This is a genomic window from Streptomyces sp. NPDC046349 (genome assembly GCF_055587885.1).
Genome location: NZ_JBVJFK010000007.1, coordinates 258561 through 275896, shown reverse-complemented (window position 1 = coordinate 275896; position 17336 = coordinate 258561). Strand labels below are relative to the sequence as shown.

15 protein-coding genes and 1 pseudogene are annotated in these 17336 nt (G+C 74.1%); 5 read left to right on the top strand and 11 right to left on the bottom strand.

What is annotated here, in order from left to right; genetic code table 11:
* Window positions 1-22: 22 nt before the first annotated feature.
* The 3 genes and pseudogenes from ACZ6JS_RS18615 to ACZ6JS_RS18605 form a co-directional block, all read right to left on the bottom strand.
* Window positions 23-1240 (bottom strand): aminotransferase class I/II-fold pyridoxal phosphate-dependent enzyme, encoded by a 1218-nt coding sequence (locus ACZ6JS_RS18615; RefSeq protein WP_469299166.1) that lies wholly within the window; start codon window positions 1238-1240, stop codon window positions 23-25.
* A gap of 150 nt (window positions 1241-1390) precedes the next feature.
* On the bottom strand, window positions 1391-1840 hold the full coding sequence (locus ACZ6JS_RS18610; protein WP_469299164.1) for a TIGR03086 family metal-binding protein: 450 nt from the start codon (window positions 1838-1840) through the stop codon (window positions 1391-1393).
* Window positions 1762-1956 (bottom strand): annotated as a pseudogene (locus ACZ6JS_RS18605) (hypothetical protein); the annotation flags it as partial. The gene ACZ6JS_RS18610 and the pseudogene ACZ6JS_RS18605, both read right to left, overlap by 79 nt.
* Window positions 1957-2031: 75 nt before the next feature.
* Between ACZ6JS_RS18605 and ACZ6JS_RS18600 the strand changes: the two are divergent.
* Window positions 2032-2862, top strand: a complete 831-nt coding sequence (locus tag ACZ6JS_RS18600; RefSeq protein WP_469299163.1) for a methyltransferase domain-containing protein — start codon at window positions 2032-2034, stop codon at window positions 2860-2862.
* A 42-nt stretch (window positions 2863-2904) separates the two neighbouring features.
* On the opposite strand, the gene ACZ6JS_RS18595 is transcribed toward ACZ6JS_RS18600, so the two are convergent.
* The 3 genes from ACZ6JS_RS18595 to ACZ6JS_RS18585 all read right to left on the bottom strand — a co-directional run bounded on the left by ACZ6JS_RS18595 (window position 2905) and on the right by ACZ6JS_RS18585 (window position 6491).
* Window positions 2905-4872 carry a DUF5107 domain-containing protein gene (locus ACZ6JS_RS18595; protein ID WP_469299162.1) on the bottom strand — a complete coding sequence of 656 codons (1968 nt, stop codon included), beginning with the start codon at window positions 4870-4872 and terminating at the stop codon, window positions 2905-2907.
* Between the two features lie 58 nt (window positions 4873-4930).
* Complete coding sequence (locus tag ACZ6JS_RS18590; protein WP_469299160.1) at window positions 4931-5836, bottom strand: arginase family protein; 906 nt, start codon at window positions 5834-5836, stop codon at window positions 4931-4933.
* A gap of 97 nt (window positions 5837-5933) precedes the next feature.
* Window positions 5934-6491: a GNAT family N-acetyltransferase gene (locus ACZ6JS_RS18585; RefSeq protein ID WP_469299158.1), complete on the bottom strand. Its 558-nt coding sequence runs from the start codon at window positions 6489-6491 to the stop codon at window positions 5934-5936.
* Window positions 6492-6525: 34 nt separating this feature from the next.
* On the opposite strand from ACZ6JS_RS18585, the gene ACZ6JS_RS18580 reads away from it, so the two are divergent.
* Together ACZ6JS_RS18580 and ACZ6JS_RS18575 are read left to right on the top strand one after the other, a co-directional pair.
* Window positions 6526-7251, top strand: coding sequence for a hypothetical protein (locus ACZ6JS_RS18580; protein WP_469299156.1), 726 nt, complete (start codon window positions 6526-6528; stop codon window positions 7249-7251).
* A gap of 123 nt (window positions 7252-7374) precedes the next feature.
* Window positions 7375-8433, top strand: a complete 1059-nt coding sequence (locus ACZ6JS_RS18575; RefSeq protein ID WP_469299154.1) for a vWA domain-containing protein — start codon at window positions 7375-7377, stop codon at window positions 8431-8433.
* Between the two features lie 3 nt (window positions 8434-8436).
* Here the strand turns inward: ACZ6JS_RS18575 and ACZ6JS_RS18570 are convergent, their stop codons facing one another.
* The 4 genes from ACZ6JS_RS18570 to ACZ6JS_RS18555 form a co-directional block, all read right to left on the bottom strand.
* Window positions 8437-10434 (bottom strand): prolyl oligopeptidase family serine peptidase, encoded by a 1998-nt coding sequence (locus ACZ6JS_RS18570; RefSeq protein ID WP_469299153.1) that lies wholly within the window; start codon window positions 10432-10434, stop codon window positions 8437-8439.
* Window positions 10435-10447: 13 nt separating this feature from the next.
* Complete coding sequence (locus tag ACZ6JS_RS18565) at window positions 10448-11845, bottom strand: M20/M25/M40 family metallo-hydrolase (protein ID WP_469299151.1); 1398 nt, start codon at window positions 11843-11845, stop codon at window positions 10448-10450.
* A 1-nt stretch (window position 11846) separates the two neighbouring features.
* Window positions 11847-12680, bottom strand: coding sequence for a M55 family metallopeptidase (locus tag ACZ6JS_RS18560; RefSeq protein WP_469299150.1), 834 nt, complete (start codon window positions 12678-12680; stop codon window positions 11847-11849).
* Between the two features lie 273 nt (window positions 12681-12953).
* Complete coding sequence (locus ACZ6JS_RS18555; RefSeq protein ID WP_469299148.1) at window positions 12954-13403, bottom strand: SRPBCC family protein; 450 nt, start codon at window positions 13401-13403, stop codon at window positions 12954-12956.
* Window positions 13404-13567: 164 nt separating this feature from the next.
* Between ACZ6JS_RS18555 and ACZ6JS_RS18550 the strand changes: the two genes are divergently transcribed.
* Entirely contained in the window at window positions 13568-14599 is a 1032-nt protein-coding gene (locus ACZ6JS_RS18550; protein WP_469299146.1) for an Rv2578c family radical SAM protein, read from the top strand.
* 112 nt (window positions 14600-14711) lie between these two features.
* Complete coding sequence (locus tag ACZ6JS_RS18545; RefSeq protein ID WP_469299145.1) at window positions 14712-16283, top strand: alpha/beta hydrolase; 1572 nt, start codon at window positions 14712-14714, stop codon at window positions 16281-16283.
* Between the two features lie 240 nt (window positions 16284-16523).
* Here the strand turns inward: ACZ6JS_RS18545 and ACZ6JS_RS18540 are convergent, their stop codons facing one another.
* Complete coding sequence (locus ACZ6JS_RS18540) at window positions 16524-17078, bottom strand: adenylosuccinate lyase (protein ID WP_469299144.1); 555 nt, start codon at window positions 17076-17078, stop codon at window positions 16524-16526.
* Between the last annotated feature and the right edge of the window lie 258 nt (window positions 17079-17336).

The window sequence follows — 17336 nt, the reverse complement described above, 5'->3', positions numbered from 1 at the left end:
GGCGGGCCGGGCGGCCCGGGGGTCAGGCCAGCCCGGCCAGGACCGATCCGAGGAGGTCCAGGGAGCTCCGCACGTGCGGCAGTTCGAGCGGGTCGCGGGCGGTGAGCACCGCCAGCCGCTCCTCGGGGGTGGAGCCCAGCAGCGGCCCGGTGGACAACCTGACGCGCAGTGCGCCGAGTTCGTCCGCGAACCGCTGCCCGCCGGGGGTGGGCGCGCCGAGGCGGCCGCCGAGCCAGTCCTCCAGTTCCATGGCGTCGCCGACGCCGTGCCGGGCGAGTCCGGCGCGCAGCGGCGTGAGGTCGGCGTAGAGGTGGCGTCCGGCCTGCGGAGGCCTGGCCAGGGCTCCTGCCGCCCGGATCTCCCGGTGCGCGGCGGCGGCCACCAGGCCGTGCAGTCGGGCGGCCTCGTACGCGCGGGCGGCGACGGCGTCGGGTTCGTCGAGGGCGTGCGCGGCGGCGCCGGCGACGGGTCCGGCGACCACGGCGCCGGTGGCGGTGAGGACGTCGAGGGTGCCGGCGCGCAGCCGGACCCCGCGCGGCGTGCCGGGAAAGCGGACCACGGCGGCGGGCCAGCCTGCCGGGAGCAGCGCGCCGGACAGGTCGACGAGGACCGCCGCCTGGTCGGGCAGCATCTCGGCGGGGCTCAGGACGAGGTCGTCGTGGGGCCGGTGGAGGGTGTCGCGCCAGCTCTCGTCGCTGACGACGAACAGCCCGGCGGACTCGGCGGCCTCACAGGCCTCGCGCACCAGCTCGGGCGGCGGGACGGTCGCGGTCGGGTCGTCGGCGACGGACAGCAGCAGCACCCGCGGGTCGCCGCCCTCGGCACGCACCCGCCGTACGGTCTCCAGCAGGGCGTAGGGGTCCGGTACGCCGCCGCACTCGGCCGGGGTCGGCACGTGGTAGGCCCGCCGCCCGAGCAGCCTGACCTGCGGGGTCCACCAGGCGGGGCAGGGCCGGGGCAGCATCACATCGCCCCCGTACGCCCCGAGGAGGGCCAGGAGCAGCGCCGGGGCGCCGGGGCCCGCCGCCACGTTCTCCGGTGAGGCGGCGAGCCCGCGCCGGCCCCAGTACCGGCAGGCCGCCTCGCGCAGTGAATCCCCGCCGCCCGGGGGCTGCGGGGCGGAGCGCCCGGCGGCAGCGCCGAGGACGGAGATCAGTTCGGCGAGCACGGGCAGGCCCGGCTGCGGCGCGGGCGGGCCGTAGCGGACCGGGCCGCGGCCCTCCGCCGTCGTGCGCTGCATCCCCGCCACCGCTGTCCGCCTTCCGCGTTCGTCGCGCCGCACTCCGCCGATCCTGACCTTTATACGATTAATTGGCCGTATATGCCCGTTGTCCGACGCCGACCGTCACCCCGGCCCGCCGACACGCCGCCCGCCCGTCGGCTTCGGGCGTCAGCCCTTGCGCCCCACCATCGCGAGCAGCCTGGTCTGCGCGTCCGCACCCGCGGGGACCTCGACCGGCTCCGCGTACATGCCGCCGGCCGCCAGTGCGTCGGCGTACGGCATGAGCTCCTTGATCGAGAACTCGACGAGGGTTACGGGCAGCCGGTCGTCGACCCCGATGCCGCGGCAGAGGTCCCAGCCGTGCACGACGCAGTCGGCGGTCAGCTCCGCGCAGTACGCCGACCCCGGCGCGGGCCCGTACGAGAGGCGCACGGTCCGCTCCAGCGCGCCGGAGGCGGCGAAGGCGGCGTGCGCGGCCCCTGAGGCCCTGTCCCAACCCGCACGGTCCATTCCGTGCACGGCGTGGGCGCGGCCCACTGGTCGCCCCTCACGGCGCGCACCTGCTCGCCGAAGAAGCGCAGCGCTTCGGCGTGCCGTTCGAGCAGCGTGTCGGAACATGGCTCCCCCACCGCCCTCCGCCGGGGGTGACTCCCGCGCTGCAACCCTCCTCGCCCGCGCACCGCGCTGCCAGATACCCACCCGAAGCCCCTGCAAGGAAAGAGTGGTGTCCACATGTCAAAACGCAGATCTCAAATGACGAACTGGTCACTTACGGTGGTCCCAACGCTTCGACCAGGAGGGGTACGGCCATGGACGCCACGAACGCCGCCAGGGAGACCGCCGTCTACACGCACGGCCACCACGAGTCGGTCCTGCGCTCGCACCGCTGGCGCACGGCCGAGAACTCCGCCGCCTACCTGATCGGCGAGCTGCGCCCCGGCCTGTCGGTGCTGGACGTCGGGTGCGGCCCGGGCACCATCACGGCGGACCTGGCCGAGCTGGTCGCACCGGGCGGCCGGGTCACCGCCGTCGACGCGGCCGAGGACGTCCTGGCGCAGGCCCGGGCGCAGGTGGCGGAGCGGGGCTTGGACGGCGCCGTGTCCTTCGCCGTCGCGGACGTGCACGCGCTGGACTTCCCGGACGACTCCTTCGACGTGGTCCACGCCCACCAGGTGCTGCAGCACGTCGGGGATCCGGTGCGGGCGCTGCGTGAGATGCGGCGGGTGTGCCGTCCGGGCGGGCTGGTCGCCGCGCGCGACGCCGACTACGCGGCGATGACCTGGTACCCGGCGACGCCGGGGCTCGACGAGTGGCTGGACCTGTACCGGCGGGTGGCCCGAGCCAACGGCGGCGAACCGGACGCGGGCCGCCGGCTGCGGTCCTGGGCCCGGCAGGCCGGCTTCACGGACGTGGCCTCCTCGGCCACCGCCTGGTGCTTCGCCACCCCGGAGGAGACGGCGTGGTGGTCCGCGCTGTGGGCCGACCGGACGAAGGCCTCCTCGTACGCGGGCATCGCCGTCCGCGGCGGCCACGCGACGACCGGCGAGCTGGAGGCGGCGGCGGAGGCCTGGCACGCCTGGGGCACCGATCCGGACGCCTGGTTCTCCGTCCTGAACGCCGAGATCCTGTGCCGGGCCTGAGCCCGCGGCGGCGGTGGCGGGTGCCCGCCCGCGGGCGGGGGATCAGACCGGCGGCCGCATCCGGAAGTCGTAGCGGGCGGGCAGCGGGCAGTCGGTGAGGGCGGACCACACCTCGGACAGGGATTCCTCGCCCTCCCGCAGGTCGGGGAGTTCGAAGCCGTCCTCGAAAACACGGCGGGCCGCCCGCACATGGCCCTCCGCCGCGAGCAGCCGGGCGGCCAGCAGCCGGAAGCGGCCCTGTTCGCGCAGGGCCGGCCGGAGCCCGTCCCAGACGGCCCGGGCCTGGGGCAGCCGGCCCGCCGTGAGGAGCGCGGCCATCGCCTCCTGGCCGAGGGCCGACTCCGCGGCCGTCCACGGCCCGTCCCCGCGGCTCTCCACCGCCATGCCCTCGAAGGCCGCCGCGAATCGGTCGGCGGCCCGCGCCGCATCGCCCGCCAGTGCGTCCGCCACCGCCAGGCAGCGCAGCAGCGGCCACCGCGACGGGGCGAGCGCCAGGCCGCGCTCCCAGCTCCGTACCGCCTGGGCGGTGTCGCCCGCGTGCCACTGCGCCACCCCCAGGTGGTACTCGGTCAGCGGATCGGCGGGAGCCGTCTCCAGCATGTCCCGCCAGTGCGCGGCGACCAGGCTCGGCCCCGGCGGCACCATCCGGCGCGGGGCGGGCAGAACGCCCGTGCGCCACAGGGCCAGCCACGGTTCCTGCTCCTCGCCCAGCGTGGACTCCTCAAAGGGCGTGCCCGGCAGCCGGTGGCCGGAGCACAGCACCTCCAGCGCTCCCCAGCCCGAGCCGACCGCCAGCCGCTCCCCCGGTTCGGTGTCGGCGCTACCGCGCCACGCCTCGTACGCCGCGTCCACGTGTTCCCGCGGCAGTACGGCCTCCAGCGCGTCCTGCGCCGCGCCGCGGGCCGCCGCCCAGTCCGCTCCGTGCACCGCCGAGGGCTCCGCCGACAGCGGCCCGTACGCCTCCAGCCAGCTGAACTCCGCCCCGCCCTCGAGCCGTACGTGCTCCAACTGGGTCCGGGCCAGCCCGGCCTGGATCTCCGCGTAGCCGCCCGTGCCCGGCTCGGTCAGCCACTCCTGCCAGCGCCGGCCGCCGCCGCCCGCGCCCCACACGAACAGCTTGCGGCCCCGCAGCCGCCCGGTGGAGGTCTGCACCAGCCCCCGCCCACCGGCGTCCAGGCAGGCGATCCAGGGCCGGGCCCCGTCCGGGACCTCGTAGAAGAAGTCGGCCGGGTACTCGCTGCGCAGCGGGTACGTGCGGTCCGCGGCCTCCCACTCCGGCACCGGGACGCGGCGCAGCGAGCGCTCGTACCCGAAGTGCCAGGCCGCGTCGGCGGGGGCCAGGACCCGGCTGCCCGGGTCCTCCGGGACGGCGGTGTTGGACCACCAGTACACGGGTGCGGGCCGCTCGTGCGGGTTGCGCACGCGGACGCCGACGTAGAGGAACTGCGAGTCCCCGGGCAGCCACAGGTCCACCTGGAAGGGCAGGTCGCGCAGCCGCTCCCACTCCCACAGCCGGACCATCGCGCCGCCGTCCGGGGCGGGGACCAGTGCGGCGTGCAGGGGGGCGCAGGACAGGGTGGTGTGGCCGGTCGCGCCGGTGTTCCACTCGATGCCGCCGGAGAACCAGGCGCCGTTCAGCGCGAAGTTGGCGGGCTGGAACACCGGGTTCCGGTAGAGCAGTTCGCGCCCGGTCGGCAGGTGGACGAGCGAGTGGACGCGCCCGCCCAGACCCGGCAGCACCGTGACCCGCAGGTGCTCGTTCTCGATGACGACGGCCTCGAAGTCCCGCTCCGCGCGCTCCCGCCGGTACCCGTCGCGGATCCGTACGGGCAGCAGCGAGCGCAGCGGGGCATACCCGATCTGCCGGGCCATGTCCCGCGGCAGACCGTCGCGGGAGCGCTCGTCCAGGACGTGGACGCCGTCGGGTGCGCGCAGGGCGGGCAGCGGGTTGTCGGAGCCCAACGGGGCTGCGGGGAGGGTCAGTACGGCACGTCGGACGGTGGTGGCCATGAGGAAATGGAACACGCCACGGCGGCCGGTGCACAGGGATTCCGCGGATCACCACCGGTCAGGATGACGCAAGGGCTCCCGTCACGAGATCCGCGAGGAGCGCGCCCGCACGGCCGTCCGGGTCGAGGTCCGGGTCGTAGATGGTGACGTTCAGCCCGACGCAGCGCGGGGAGCCCACCAGCACGCCCAGCAGTTCGGCGAGTTCCTCGGGCAGCAGGCCCCCGGGGTCGGGGCTGTCCACGGCGGGCATCACCTCCGGGTCGAGCACGTCGGCGTCCAGGTGCACCCAGAATCCGTCGGTCACCGGCGGGTGAAGGCCCTCCAGCGCGGAGCGGGCGACGGCCGCGGCGCCCCGGCGGCGGATCTCGCCGACGGTGGCGGCGAAGATCCCGGCTTCCGCCAGCTCGAGGAGGTCCGCGTCCCCGTCCCGGATCCCGAACAGCCGGACGTCCTCGTCGCGCAGGTACGGCGCGAGGCCCTCGATGTCGCTGAGGGAGGCCTGCCCGCGGCCGGTGGCCAGGGCCAGCTCCTCGCCGCCCGCGGCCCCGACGGGCCCGTTGACGGCGGTGTTGCCCGGGTGGCGGAAGTCGGCGGAGCCGTCGACGGCGGCCAGACCGTAGCGGCCGGTCCGGCGCATGGCGAGCGAGGCGCCGAGCTGGATGGAGCAGTCCCCGCCGAGGACGACGGGGAACTCCCCGGCCCGCAGATGGCGTTCGATCCGGTCGGCGAGGGCGACGGTGTACGCGGCGAGCGCGTCGGCGTTGAAGACGCCGTCGCCTTCCGTCCAGTCGCCGCGGTCGTAGCGGGGCGGGACCACGACACCGCCCTCGCGCGCGCCGAGCCTGGTCAGCAGACCGTGCTCGCGCAGGGCGCCCGCGAGCTTGTAGACACCGGGGACGGTCCCGGGCGCGGGCGGCCGCAGACCCAGGTTGGACGGGGCGTCGAGCAGTACGAGGGTGCGCATCCACCCATCCTGCGCGATGAGGCGCCGCGGCGGAGGAAATCGTCGCGACCGGAGCCCGGGGCGGAGCCGGGGCCGGTCGACGCCGCCGCCTGCGGCGTCATCGTGCGCGCGGCATCCCGGCGGTGAGGGCCCAGCGTTCGTGGTCGCGCCAGGCTCCGTCGACGTGGAGGAAGTCGGGGGACAAGCCCTCCAGCCGGAAGCCGGCGCCGCGGACCAGTGCGATCGAAGCGGTGTTGCCGGGCTGGACGTTGGCCTCCAGCCGGTGCAGGCCGAGGCCCTCTCCGGCGGGGGCGAAGGCGTGGTCGAGGACCAGGCCGAGGGCTTCGCGCAGGAGCCCGCGGCGCGCTGCGTGCGTGAAGGCCCCGTAGCCGAGGGCCCCGCACTGGAAGGCGCCCCGCACGATGTTGTTGATGTTGACGAATCCGGCGAGCGCTCCGGTGCCGAGCTCGCACACGAGGAACCCGGCGCGGGCGTCGCCCTCGGTCAGCCGGGCGGCGTAGGGCTCGTACTCCTCGACGGTGGCGGGCGGGTACAGCCAGGGGTGGTGGAGGTCCCGGCTCTCGCGGACGCGCGCGGTGAACTCGGGCCCGTCGGCGAGCCGGTAGGGCCGCAGGCCGACGCGGCTCCCCTCGCGGACGAAGGTCGAAAAGGTCATCCGCCAAGGCTAGGTGCTGTGGCACGATCGCATCATGATCACGGATGGGACGAGTGCGGCGCTGCGCCGCCGGGCCGCGCTGAACAACGCCTCGTGGTGCGACGCGGTCTGCCGCGCGCACGGGCTGTCGCCTCGGTACGACGGCGGGGACCTCTGGCTGAGCCCGGTGCGGACCCCGCCGCTGTATCCCGATGCCGTGACCCTGGACGCGGCCGTCCCGGTGGAGCGTGTGCTCCTGTCGGTCGACACCGCCTCCCCCGGCTGCTCGGTGAAGGACAGCTTCGCCGCCCTGGACCTGGCCGGGGACGGCTTCGAGGTGCTGTTCGAGGCGCAGTGGATCCACCGCCCGGCCGGGGCAACGGTCCCGGCGGCGGGCCCTGCCGCACTGGAGTGGTCCGAGGCCGGCGACGCCACGGAGCTGGCGGCCTGGGAGGCCGCCTGGAACGGCGGGGAGAGCAACGGGCTGTTCAAGCCCTCCCTGCTCGGCGGTGACAGCGCCTTCCTCGCGGGCCGCGCCGGGGGCCGGATCGTCGCCGGGGCCGCCCTGCACACCGGCGGTGGCGTGGTGGGCGTCTCCAACCTGTTCGCCCGTGACGGGGCAGACGCCGACGCGGCCTGGGCGGGCGCCCTGACCGCGATCGCCGCCCGCCGGCCGGACCTGCCGGTGGTCGGATACGAGCACGGCGAGGACCTGGACGCCGCACTGCGCAACGGATTCACCCCCGTCGGCCCGCTGCGCGTCTGGCTGCGGACCTCGTGAAAGCCGCCGTGACGACCGCATGACGGTGTCCTGCTGCGGGTGATTTTCCGTCAAGCTCCGTTGTCAGTGGGTCCCCATAGTGTGGAGACATCACTCGGGGAGCTTCGGAAAAGGAGCGCAGTCATGTCCGCACACAGGATCCAGCACAAGGTGAACCACGTCGCGCTGGTGGTGGACTGTTCGGGTTCCATGCATCAGCACCAGAATCAACTCATCCGGGTCGTGGACGAGTTCGTGTCGGGGCTGAAGGCCGAGTCGGACCGTCTCGGCCATGAGACGCGGATCAGCCTCTATTCCTTCGACCACAGGGTGGAGAACCTGGTCTGGGACATGGACGTGAAACACCTGCCGTCCATGCGGGGCCTTTACCGGGTGAAGAACGGCGCCACCGCTCTCATCGAGGCATCCCTGAAATCCCTGGACGACCTGGGCCACATCTGGGAGGAATACGGCGAGCACAGTTTCCTCCAGATCGTGGTGACGGACGGCGAGGAGAACGCCTCGGGCGGCGACCGCCGGCACGACGGCGACATGGCTGTGCTCGGCCCCTGGCTCGACCGGATCACGGCGACGATGGGCTCGCTCCCGGACCACTGGACCTCCGCGATCCTCGTCCCGAACTCCCTGGCGAAGCGGACCGCCCAGAACTACGGCTTCCCGGCGGGGAACATCGCCATCTGGGACGCGGACTCCCAGGAGGGCGTCAAGGAGGCCATCGGCACCGTGCGCGCCGCCGCCACCGGTTTCCTGCGCGGCCGGGAGAAGGGCGTGCGAGGCACGAAGAACCTGTTCGCGGTCGGCCAGGACGTTTCCGTCGACGACGTACGCGCCCAACTCGAACCGATCGCGGCCGGCAAATACCGGCTGCTGGAGGTCGACGAGGACATGGGAATCCGCGCCTTCGTCGATGCCCACCCGGATGTGGTCTACGAACGAGGCTCCTGCTATTACCAGTTGGGAAGCCGCGTGCAGGTGCAGCCCGACAAGGAGGTCGTCGTCGTCGAGAAGAAAACCGACCGGGCCTACACGGGCGACGCGGCGCGCAGCCTCCTCTTCGGCACGGGAATCCGGGGTACGGTCTCCGTGAAGGCGGGCCACAACCCCGAATTGGAGGTCTACGTCCAGAGCCGTTCGGTGAACAGGAAGCTCAAGGCGAGGACCCGCCTGCTCGTCATGGTCTGAGATTCACGAAGAGGTCTCCAGGGCAAGCCTCGGCACGTCGCTGCGTTCGATCCCGAAGACCTGGGAGTACAGCGACAGTTCTGCCTCCAGCGCCCGGACCATGGTGTCGGCGCGGCGGAATCCGTGGCCCTCGCCCTCGAAGGCCAGGTAGGCGTGCGGGACCGGGCGGCCCCGCATCGCGGCCGTCAGCCGCTCCGCCTGCGCCGGCGGGCAGACCGCGTCGTCCAGTCCCTGGAACAGGACGAACGGCGCCGTGATCCGGTCGGCGTTGGCCACCGGGGAGCGCTCGCGGCTCACGACGGCGAGAGTCTGGGGCGGGCCGGCCAGGCCGTCGATGTAGCGGGATTCCAGGTCGTGGGTCTCCTCGGCGAATCCCAGCAGGTCCAACACCGGATAGATGATCGCCGCGCAGGCGTACAGGTCCGTCGCGGCCAGCGACGCAGCCGCAGTCCAGCCGCCCGCGCTGGCGCCGCGGATCGCGAGCCGGGCGGGATCTGCGGTGCCCTCGGCGGCCAGTGCGCGGGCCACCGCCGCGCAGTCCTCCACGTCCACCACGCCCCACTGTTCGCGCAGCCGCTCCCGGTAGGCGCGGCCGTAGCCGGTGGAGCCGCCGTAGTTCACCTCGACCACGCCGATCCCGCGCGAGGTGAAGTAGGCGATGTGCAGGTCGAGTACGGGGGGCACGTGGTCGGTGGGCCCGCCGTGCGCCCACACCACGTACGGGGGCAGCTCGTCGGCGGGTGCCCGGCAGGCCGGGTGGTGCGGCGGGTAGACGTGCGCGTGGATCTGCCGGTCGTCCGGGCCGAGGAAGGTACGGCTCTGCGGCTCGGGGTAGTAGGCCGGATCCACCGGGTCCGCGCCCTGCGCGCCGACGGCCCTGGCATGCCCGCTCGCGGTGTCCAGCTCGACCACCTCGTAGGCACTGCGCGGGCTCGCGGCGACCCCGTAGACCCGGCTGCCGTGCACGGCGAGCGTCGGCTGCCAGTTCGTCCAGGGCCCGGCCGCGTCCACCAGGTCGCCGCTCTCCGGGTCCAGGATGCCGAGCACCGAGGATCCCTGGCCGTGCAGTACGGCGACGAGTCCGTCGGGGAGCGGGGCGATCCAGCGCAGTCCGGGCTTCCACAGGGCTCCGCCGAACTCCTCCTCCCGCAGGCACAGGTTGACGACCCGCCCCGTGTCCGGGTCCACCCGGTACGGGTTCCACCAGCCGCCGCGGTCGCTGACCGCGAGGAGGGTTCCGTCGGCCGTCCATTCGACCTGGGCGACGGACTCGTCGGGGCCGCCGAGGACGGTCCGGGCGCCGGCGAGCCGCCCGTCGGCGGTGACCTCGGCCAGCTGCAGCGCGGTCCCGTCCCAGGGCATCCGGGGGTGGTCCCACACCAGCCACGCCGCCCGCCGGCCGTCCGGGGAGAGCCTGGGGCCGGTGGTGAAGCGGTGCCGGTCGTCGGTGAGCTCCCGTACGGCGGCGCGGTCCCGGGCCGCCGATCCGTCCAGCGGGACGGCGGCCAGCACCCGGCGCACATCGGTCGGTGCGGGTCCCGTGAACTCCTCCAGCACGCACCATACTTCGTCACCGCGCAGTACCGGGTCGGCCCAGCGCAGCCCGCCGCCGGTCGCGGACACCGGGGTGAGGGGCCGCGGGTCGGGGGCGCCGGGCGCGTCCGGCTCGTACGCGTACAGCCGCTGGTCGGCGAAGTGGACGAAGACCAGCAGGGGGCCGCCGCTCGCCCGCTCGGTGCCCGCCCAGGGCAGTCCGCCGTACTCGGTGAGCCGGCTGCGCACGTTCCACGGCGCGGGCAGCTCGCTGACCTCCGTCCCGGACCCGGCGGGGCGGCGGCGCACGAGGGTGCGGCGGCCGGCTTCCCGCGGCCGGGGCTCGGTCCACCACACCTCGGGGCCGACCGCGCCGAGGTACTCGGGACGTCCGTCGAGCGAGGCCGCGAGGCCGGCATCGATCGGCGAGGGCCAGCTCCCATAGGGGCAGGTCTGCGCGGCGGCCATCACCGGGCCCCGTTCACAGGGTCCGCAGGGCGCGGTCGAGGACGCGGACGCCGAAGTGGAGGGCCTCGACGGGGACCCGCTCGTCCACGCCGTGGAAGAGGGACCAATAGTCGAAGCCGGGTGGCAGCTTCAGCGGGGAGAAGCCGTAGCCGGTGATGCCGAGCCGGGAGAACTGCTTGGCGTCGGTGCCGCCCGCCATGCAGAAGGGCACCACGTGCCCGTCCGGGTCGAACCGCTCGACGCACTCGCGAAGGACTGCGTAGGTCCGCCCGTCCACGGGTGCCTCGAGCGCGACCTCCCGGTGGTGGAACTCCCAGGTGACGTCCGGGCCGGTGAGCGCGTCGAGGGTGGCGGTGAACTCGGCCTCGCCGCCGGGCAGGGTGCGCCCGTCGACGAAGGCGGTGGCCTGGCCGGGGATCACGTTCAGCTTGTAACCGGCGTCGAGCATGGTCGGGTTGGCGCTGTTGCGGACGGTCGCCTCCACGAGGGCGGCGGCCGGACCCAGCTTGCCGAGGACCGAGTCGAGGTCGAAGCCGGGGCGCCGCGGGTCGACGGACAGGCCCTGGAGGGCGGCGAGTTCGGTGATGCACGCGCTCACGGTGCCGGTGAGCCGGACCGGCCACTCGTGCTCGCCGATCCGGGCGACCGCGGCGGCGAGCCGGGTGACGGCGTTGGCCGTGTTGGGCTTGGATCCGTGGCCGGTGGTGCCGCGCGCGGTCAACTTCAGCCAGGCGGTGCCGCGTTCGCCGGCGGCGATCGGGTAGAGGGCGCGGCCGCGGCCGGTGTGGACGGTGAAGGCGCCGGATTCGCTCAGGCCCTCCGTACAGCCTTCGAAGAGTTCCGGGTGGTGGTCTGCGAGGAAGCCGGAGCCGTCGACGGCGCTGTCCTCCTCGTCGGCGGTGTAGGCGATCACGATGTCCCGGCGCGGCCGGACTCCCGCGCGTGCCCAGGCGCGTACGACGGCCAGCACCATCGCGTCCATGTTCTTCATGTCGACGGCGCCACGGCCCCAGACGACACCGCCCTGGACCTCGCCGGAGAAGGGGTCCACGCTCCAGTCGGCGGCCTCGGCGGGGACCACGTCGAGGTGTCCGTGGACGAGGAGGGCGTCGGCGGACGGGTCGGCGCCCGGGATCCGGGCGACGACGTTGGTGCGGCCCGGGGTGCGCTCCAGCAGGAGCGGTTCCAGGCCGGCGGCGGCGAGCCGTTCGGCGACGTATTCGGCGGCCGGCCGCTCGCGGCAGTCGCCGCCGCCCCGGTTGGTGGTGTCGATCCTGATGAGGTCCGAGGTGAAGGCGACGGCCTCGTCGAGGGCCGCCGCGTCGACCGTGTCCACGGCGTTCCCGGCGTCCGAGAATCCGTTCACGGCGCCGCCGGCTTCGGCGGGGACCCCGGTGTCGATTGCGCGCATGTCAGCCATACTGCTCCTCCACGGCCGCCGAGACGACCGTCGTGACGGCCTTGAAGGCGCGGATCCCCTCGTACATCGTCTCGCTGGTGTACGCGACCCTGCGCTCCCCGCTGCGCCGCACCCCCGGAACCACGGTGGCGGACATGGCCAGGTGTTCGGCGTCGAACTCCAGCTCCACGGTGAACGGGCCGCCGGGCACCGGTTCGCGCCGGACGGCGAGGGCGGTGGCCTCCTTGGCCGCGGCCCGGATGTCGGCGGCGGTGCGGGCGGGGGTCCGGCAGACGGCGGCGTAGCGCGAGACGTGGTCCTTGACCGCGACGGTCACCGCCTCCGGGGCGTAACCGGCGGCGTCCACACAGGTCAGGTCGTCCCCTGTGACCAGGATGACCGGGACCCCGTACTCGGCGACGACGTGGGCGTTGAGCAGCCCCTCGCTCGCGCGGGTCCCGTTGAGCCAGACACCGGTGATGGAGTTGGCCAGGTAGGTGTGGGCCAGGACGCCTTCGGTGCCGGCACCGGTGTGGTAGCCGACGAAGGCGACGCCGTCGACGTCGCCGCGCTGGACGCCCTCGACCATGGAGAGGGACTTGTGGCGGCCGGTGAGCATCTCGGCCCGGGCGTCGAGCCGCTCCAGCAGCAGGTTGCGCATGCTCCAGTGGGCCTCGTTGATGACCACCCGCTCGGCGCCGCCGTCGTAGAAGCCGAGCACGGCGGCGTTGACGTCGGAGGTGAACATCCCGCGGCAGCGCTCCCACTGGGGCGTGCCGGGCAGCACGTCCGCGGGCCAGGTGACGCCGGTGGCGCCTTCCATGTCGGCGGAGATGAGGATCTTCATCGGGCCCCCGGGCAGTCGGTTGCGCGGTCGCGCTCGACGCGGCCGGCACGCACTGCGCCCACCCTAAGGGCTGTCCCCCGCTCCGGGGTGGATCAGCGCGCGGCGTCCGTTCCGGCGCCCGGCCGCGGTTCGGCCGGGAGGGGTCGGGGGCGGAGCCGGGAAGGGCCGGGGGGCGGGGGCGCAGCCGGGAAGGGCCGGGGAGGAAAGTCCACCCGATCCGGTGAGGCGGCGGGGCTCTGCCCGGGCCCGCCCGGGCCCGGGCAACGGCCTTGCTCAGGCCTTGCCTTCGACTTCCGCAGCCAGGTTGGCCAGCAGGGTGTCGTAGATGCGGCCGAGGCCCTTGGGCGCGAAGGTGCGCTCGAAGAAGCCGCCGATGCCGCCGGCGCCGTTCCACACGGTGGTGACGACGGCCTTGGACCTGCCCTCGCCGGCCGGGGTGACCACCCAGGTGGTGACCATGGAGGAGTTGCGGTCCTTCTCCACGAGCTGTCCGTCGGTGGGCTCGGTGACCTCGAGCAGGCAGTCGCGCACGCGCTTGCTGGTCGCCTGGAGTTTCCAGTGCACCAGGGTGCCCTCGCCGTCGCCGCCCTCGAGCACTTCGTACTCGCTGAAGTGCTCGGGCAGCAGCTTGCCCCGGGTTCCGCTGTAGTCGGCCAGCGTGTCGAAGACCGTCTCCGCGTCGGCCCCGATGATGCGCTCCGTGGTGGCCTCGACCTGCGCCATACCTGTTCCTCCAGCAGTTGTGTCCGCTCGTCACGGCGAAGCCAACCACCTCCGGGGCGGTGGCCCAAATCCGGGTCGGCCGCCGAGCAGCGGGCTTCCGCGCCCGCACGATCATGGGAACGTTTGTTCTATTCTCTCGGCAGAGCCAGCAAGGGAGGCGCACCATGCGCTGGGAGAACCTGACCGAGGGCCCCGCGGGGCCGGCCGCGCTCTTCGGGGCCGGCGCCGTCGTGACGCGCACCGTCGACACACCCGAGTTCCGGGGGATCACCTTCCACGAGGTACGGGCCCGGTCGATCGTCAACCGGGTCCCCGGCGCATCGCGCATGCCGTTCGAGTGGACCGTCAACCCCTACCGCGGCTGCAGCCACGCATGCGTGTACTGCTTCGCCCGCAAGACGCACAGCTACCTCGACCTCGACACCGGCCTCGGCTTCGACTCCCAGATCGTCGTCAAGACCAACGCCCCCGAACTGCTGCGCCGCGAGCTGGCCGCACCCCGCTGGACCGGCGCGCACATCGCCATGGGCACCAACGTGGACTGCTACCAGCGCGCCGAGGGCCGCTACCGGCTGATGCCGGGGATCATCGAGGCCCTGCGCGACCGGGCCAACCCCTTCTCGATCCTCACCAAGGGCACGCTGATCCTGCGCGACCTCCCCCTCCTGCGCGAGGCCGCCGAGGTCACCGAGGTGGGGATCTCGGTCTCCGTCGGCTTCACCGACACGGCCCTGTGGCGGACCGTGGAGCCCGGGACCCCCTCGCCGGCCGCCCGGCTGAACGCCGTACGGACCCTGACCGGCGCCGGGATCGAGTGCGGGGTGCTGATGGCCCCGGTCATCCCCTTCCTCGGCGACTCCCCCGCCCAGCTGCGGGCCACCGTGCGGGCCGTCGCCGAGTCCGGCGCCACCTCGGTGACACCCCTGGTACTCCATCTGCGGCCGGGGGCCCGCGAGTGGTTCACCGCCTGGCTGGGCAAGCACCACCCGCACCTCGTCGAGCGCTACGAGCGGATGTACGCGGGCGGCTCGTACGCGCCCACCTGGTACCAGCGGACGATCACCCGCCAAGTCCACGAACTGGCCGCCGAATTCGGCATCGGCCCGGCCCGGCGGGGCGATACCCGCAGGACCACGGGCCCCGAACGCCCGGACGGGCCCGAGCCGGCCGGGGCCACCCAGCTCACCCTCCTCTGACGTCCATCACGCCCTGAACGGTCATCACATCGGGCCAATAGCCCTTCCAATGCCGCCTTCCAGGCGTGGTTTCCGGGACGATTCCGCCCAGAACCCTCGGCTGGGAGGCCCCATGCTCCACCCCTTGAAGAAGCGCGCCGCCGTCCTGCTGGCGATCTCCACCGTCGCCGCCGCCCTCACGAGTCCGGTGACGGCCGCCCCTGCATCGCCCGCGGCCGCGGCGGCCGCGCAGGCCGCCCTGCGCTGGACCGGCTGCGCGACGCCCCGCTACCCGACGCTGCAGTGCGCGTCCCTCGAGGTGCCTCTCGACCACGACCGGCCCGCCGGCCGGACGATCACGCTCGCGCTGACCCGGGTCCCCCACACCGCCAAGACCTCCCAGGGCCCGCTGCTGGTGAACCCGGGCGGCCCGGGCGGCAGCGGGCGCGCGCTCGCCGGGTTCGTCGCCTCCGCCCTGCCCAAGGACGTGGCGGCGCAGTACGACGTGATCGGCTTCGATCCCCGGGGCGTCGGCAAGAGCGAGCCCGCCCTCGACTGCGGGGCCGGGCACTTCTCCCCGGTACGGCCCGACTCCGTACCGCAGGACGCGGCCACCGAGCACGCCAACCTGGACCGCGTACGGACCTTCGCCGAATCCTGCGGCGCCAAGCACGCGGACGTGCTGCCGCACATCGGCACCGTCTCGGCCGCCCGGGACATCGAGGTCCTGCGCACCGCCCTCGGTGCGGAGCGCATCAGCTACTTCGGCTACTCCTACGGGACCTACCTGGGCGCGGTCTACGCCAAGCTCCACCCGGGCCGGGTGCACCGGCTCGTCCTTGACTCCGTGGTCGACCCGAACGGGGTCTGGTACCAGGACAACCTCGCCCAGGACCTCGCCTTCGACGCCCGCCACAAGGCGTTCCTCGCGTGGATCGCCCGGCACGACGCCACGTATCGGCTCGGCACCGACCCTGCGGCGGTCGAGGCGCGCTGGTACGCGATGCGGCAGGCGCTGCGGGGGGCGCCGGCCGGCGGCAAGGTGGGCCCGTCGGAGCTGGAGGACACCTACATGCCGGGCGGCTACTACAACGGCTACTGGCCCAGCCTCGCGGAGGCCTTCGCGGCCTACGCGGTGAAAAGGGACCCGAAGCCCCTGGTGGCGGCATACGAGCGGTTCGGCGCGGTGGAGCCCTCGGCGGGCAACAGTTACAGCGTCTACACGGCGGTCCAGTGCCGGGACTCGGCCTGGCCCCGGGACTGGAACGAGTGGCGCGCGGACATGTGGCGCACCCACACCAAGGCGCCGTTCATGACCTGGAACAACGCCTGGTACAACGCGCCGTGCGCGTTCTGGCCGACCGAGCCCCTCCGGGCCCCGGACGTGACCAACGCGGATCTGCCGCCCGCCCTGCTCCTGCAGGCGACGGACGACGCGGCGACGCCCTTCCACGGGGCGGTCAGCATGCGGGAGAAGCTGTCGGGCGCGGCCCTGGTGGTCGAGGAGGGCGGCGGCAACCACGGCATCGCCCTGAGCGGGAACAAGTGCCTGGACGAGAAGGTGGCGGCCTACCTGAGGACGGGGCAGGCCGCGGACGCCGCCTGCCCCGCGCAGGCGGCCCCGCAGCCGACGGCGGCGACCCGGGCCGTGCCATCCTCGGCGGGCGGCGCCGCCCTGCACGGCCTGCTGGGCTTCCGCGGCTGACCGCAGGGGCCGGCGGGCGGTCCGGCAGCCCGCCTGCCGGCCGGTCTGCCGGGCCTCGGGCCGGCAGCACCGCGAAGGCCTCCACCTCCACCAGGAGTGCCCACGGGGCCAGGGCCGAGACCTGGACGGCCGGGGATTCTCCTCGAGGCGCACCGACCCCTTCGGGTGCGGACATGCGGGTCGGGTGGCTTCCTCCGTGACCGGTCGTGGGCCGCTCCTGTCAGTCCTCGACGGCGCCACTCAGTCCTCGAGGGCCCGCAGGGCGGTCGTGGCGGCCACGGCCAGGCGGGGATGGGACTGGGCGCGGGTGAGGATTTCGCGTGCGCGGGGGTCGCCGAGGGCGCCCAGTCCCTCGACGCAGGCCAGGGCCACCCGCCAGTAGGGGTCGTTCGGGGACAGCAGCGCGGACAGGGTGGCGAGCAGGGCCGGTACGGACTCGGGGGCGCGGAGCGCGGTGAGCAGCCGGACGGGCTGGAGGGCGTAGGCCGTGCGCAGGCCGTTGGTGGCGAGGGCCGCGGCCGCGCGGGCGGTGCGCGGGTCGCCGAGGACGGCCAAGGCCTCGGCGGCGGCGGCGCAGCGGGGCGGGTCCCGGTGGTTGAGGAGCAGCACGAGGGATTCGAAGGCGCGCCGGTCCCCGGCGAGCCCGAGCCGGTACGCGGCCAGTTCGCGGGCCCACAGGGGCAGCCCGGCCGAGGTCAGGGAGTCCGCGAGAGCGTCGGGCCCGGCCGCGAGCAGTACCTCGTACTCGGGGGACCCGCCCGCCTCCGCCCGCAGGCGCTCCAGCACGTCGTTCACCCGGCCCACCCTAGGGGGGCGGGGCGGTCGGCACGCCGGGTTCACGCAGATGATCAAGCGCGGTTGATCGATGATCGATGATCGGTACATTTCGGCGGTACAGGTCACATCTCCGCGCTCTGGCGCACCAGTTACCGGCGAGTTACTGTCGTTGCAACACGTACGAGGGCGGCCTGGTGACGCAGCCGCCTCGTGCCGGTCGGTTCGTTTCGCATGCACGGCATGACCCCGGGACAGGGTCCTGCCGCTTCCGCCCCC

Excerpts from the sequence above, each read along its gene's own strand:
- ACZ6JS_RS18595 (WP_469299162.1), bottom strand. The coding sequence starts at position 4,872 with ATGGCCACCACCGTCCGACGTGCCGTACTGACCCTCCCCGCAGCCCCG.
- ACZ6JS_RS18585 (WP_469299158.1), bottom strand. The coding sequence starts at position 6,491 with ATGACCTTTTCGACCTTCGTCCGCGAGGGGAGCCGCGTCGGCCTGCGG.
- ACZ6JS_RS18570 (WP_469299153.1), bottom strand. The coding sequence starts at position 10,434 with ATGGCCGCCGCGCAGACCTGCCCCTATGGGAGCTGGCCCTCGCCGATC.
- ACZ6JS_RS18615 (WP_469299166.1), bottom strand. The coding sequence starts at position 1,240 with ATGCAGCGCACGACGGCGGAGGGCCGCGGCCCGGTCCGCTACGGCCCG.
- ACZ6JS_RS18590 (WP_469299160.1), bottom strand. The coding sequence starts at position 5,836 with ATGCGCACCCTCGTACTGCTCGACGCCCCGTCCAACCTGGGTCTGCGG.
- ACZ6JS_RS18610 (WP_469299164.1), bottom strand. The coding sequence starts at position 1,840 with ATGTTCCGACACGCTGCTCGAACGGCACGCCGAAGCGCTGCGCTTCTT.
- ACZ6JS_RS18555 (WP_469299148.1), bottom strand. The coding sequence starts at position 13,403 with ATGGCGCAGGTCGAGGCCACCACGGAGCGCATCATCGGGGCCGACGCG.
- ACZ6JS_RS18550 (WP_469299146.1), top strand. The coding sequence starts at position 13,568 with ATGCGCTGGGAGAACCTGACCGAGGGCCCCGCGGGGCCGGCCGCGCTC.
- ACZ6JS_RS18600 (WP_469299163.1), top strand. The coding sequence starts at position 2,032 with ATGGACGCCACGAACGCCGCCAGGGAGACCGCCGTCTACACGCACGGC.
- ACZ6JS_RS18580 (WP_469299156.1), top strand. The coding sequence starts at position 6,526 with ATGATCACGGATGGGACGAGTGCGGCGCTGCGCCGCCGGGCCGCGCTG.
- ACZ6JS_RS18545 (WP_469299145.1), top strand. The coding sequence starts at position 14,712 with ATGCTCCACCCCTTGAAGAAGCGCGCCGCCGTCCTGCTGGCGATCTCC.
- ACZ6JS_RS18560 (WP_469299150.1), bottom strand. The coding sequence starts at position 12,680 with ATGAAGATCCTCATCTCCGCCGACATGGAAGGCGCCACCGGCGTCACC.
- ACZ6JS_RS18565 (WP_469299151.1), bottom strand. The coding sequence starts at position 11,845 with ATGCGCGCAATCGACACCGGGGTCCCCGCCGAAGCCGGCGGCGCCGTG.
- ACZ6JS_RS18575 (WP_469299154.1), top strand. The coding sequence starts at position 7,375 with ATGTCCGCACACAGGATCCAGCACAAGGTGAACCACGTCGCGCTGGTG.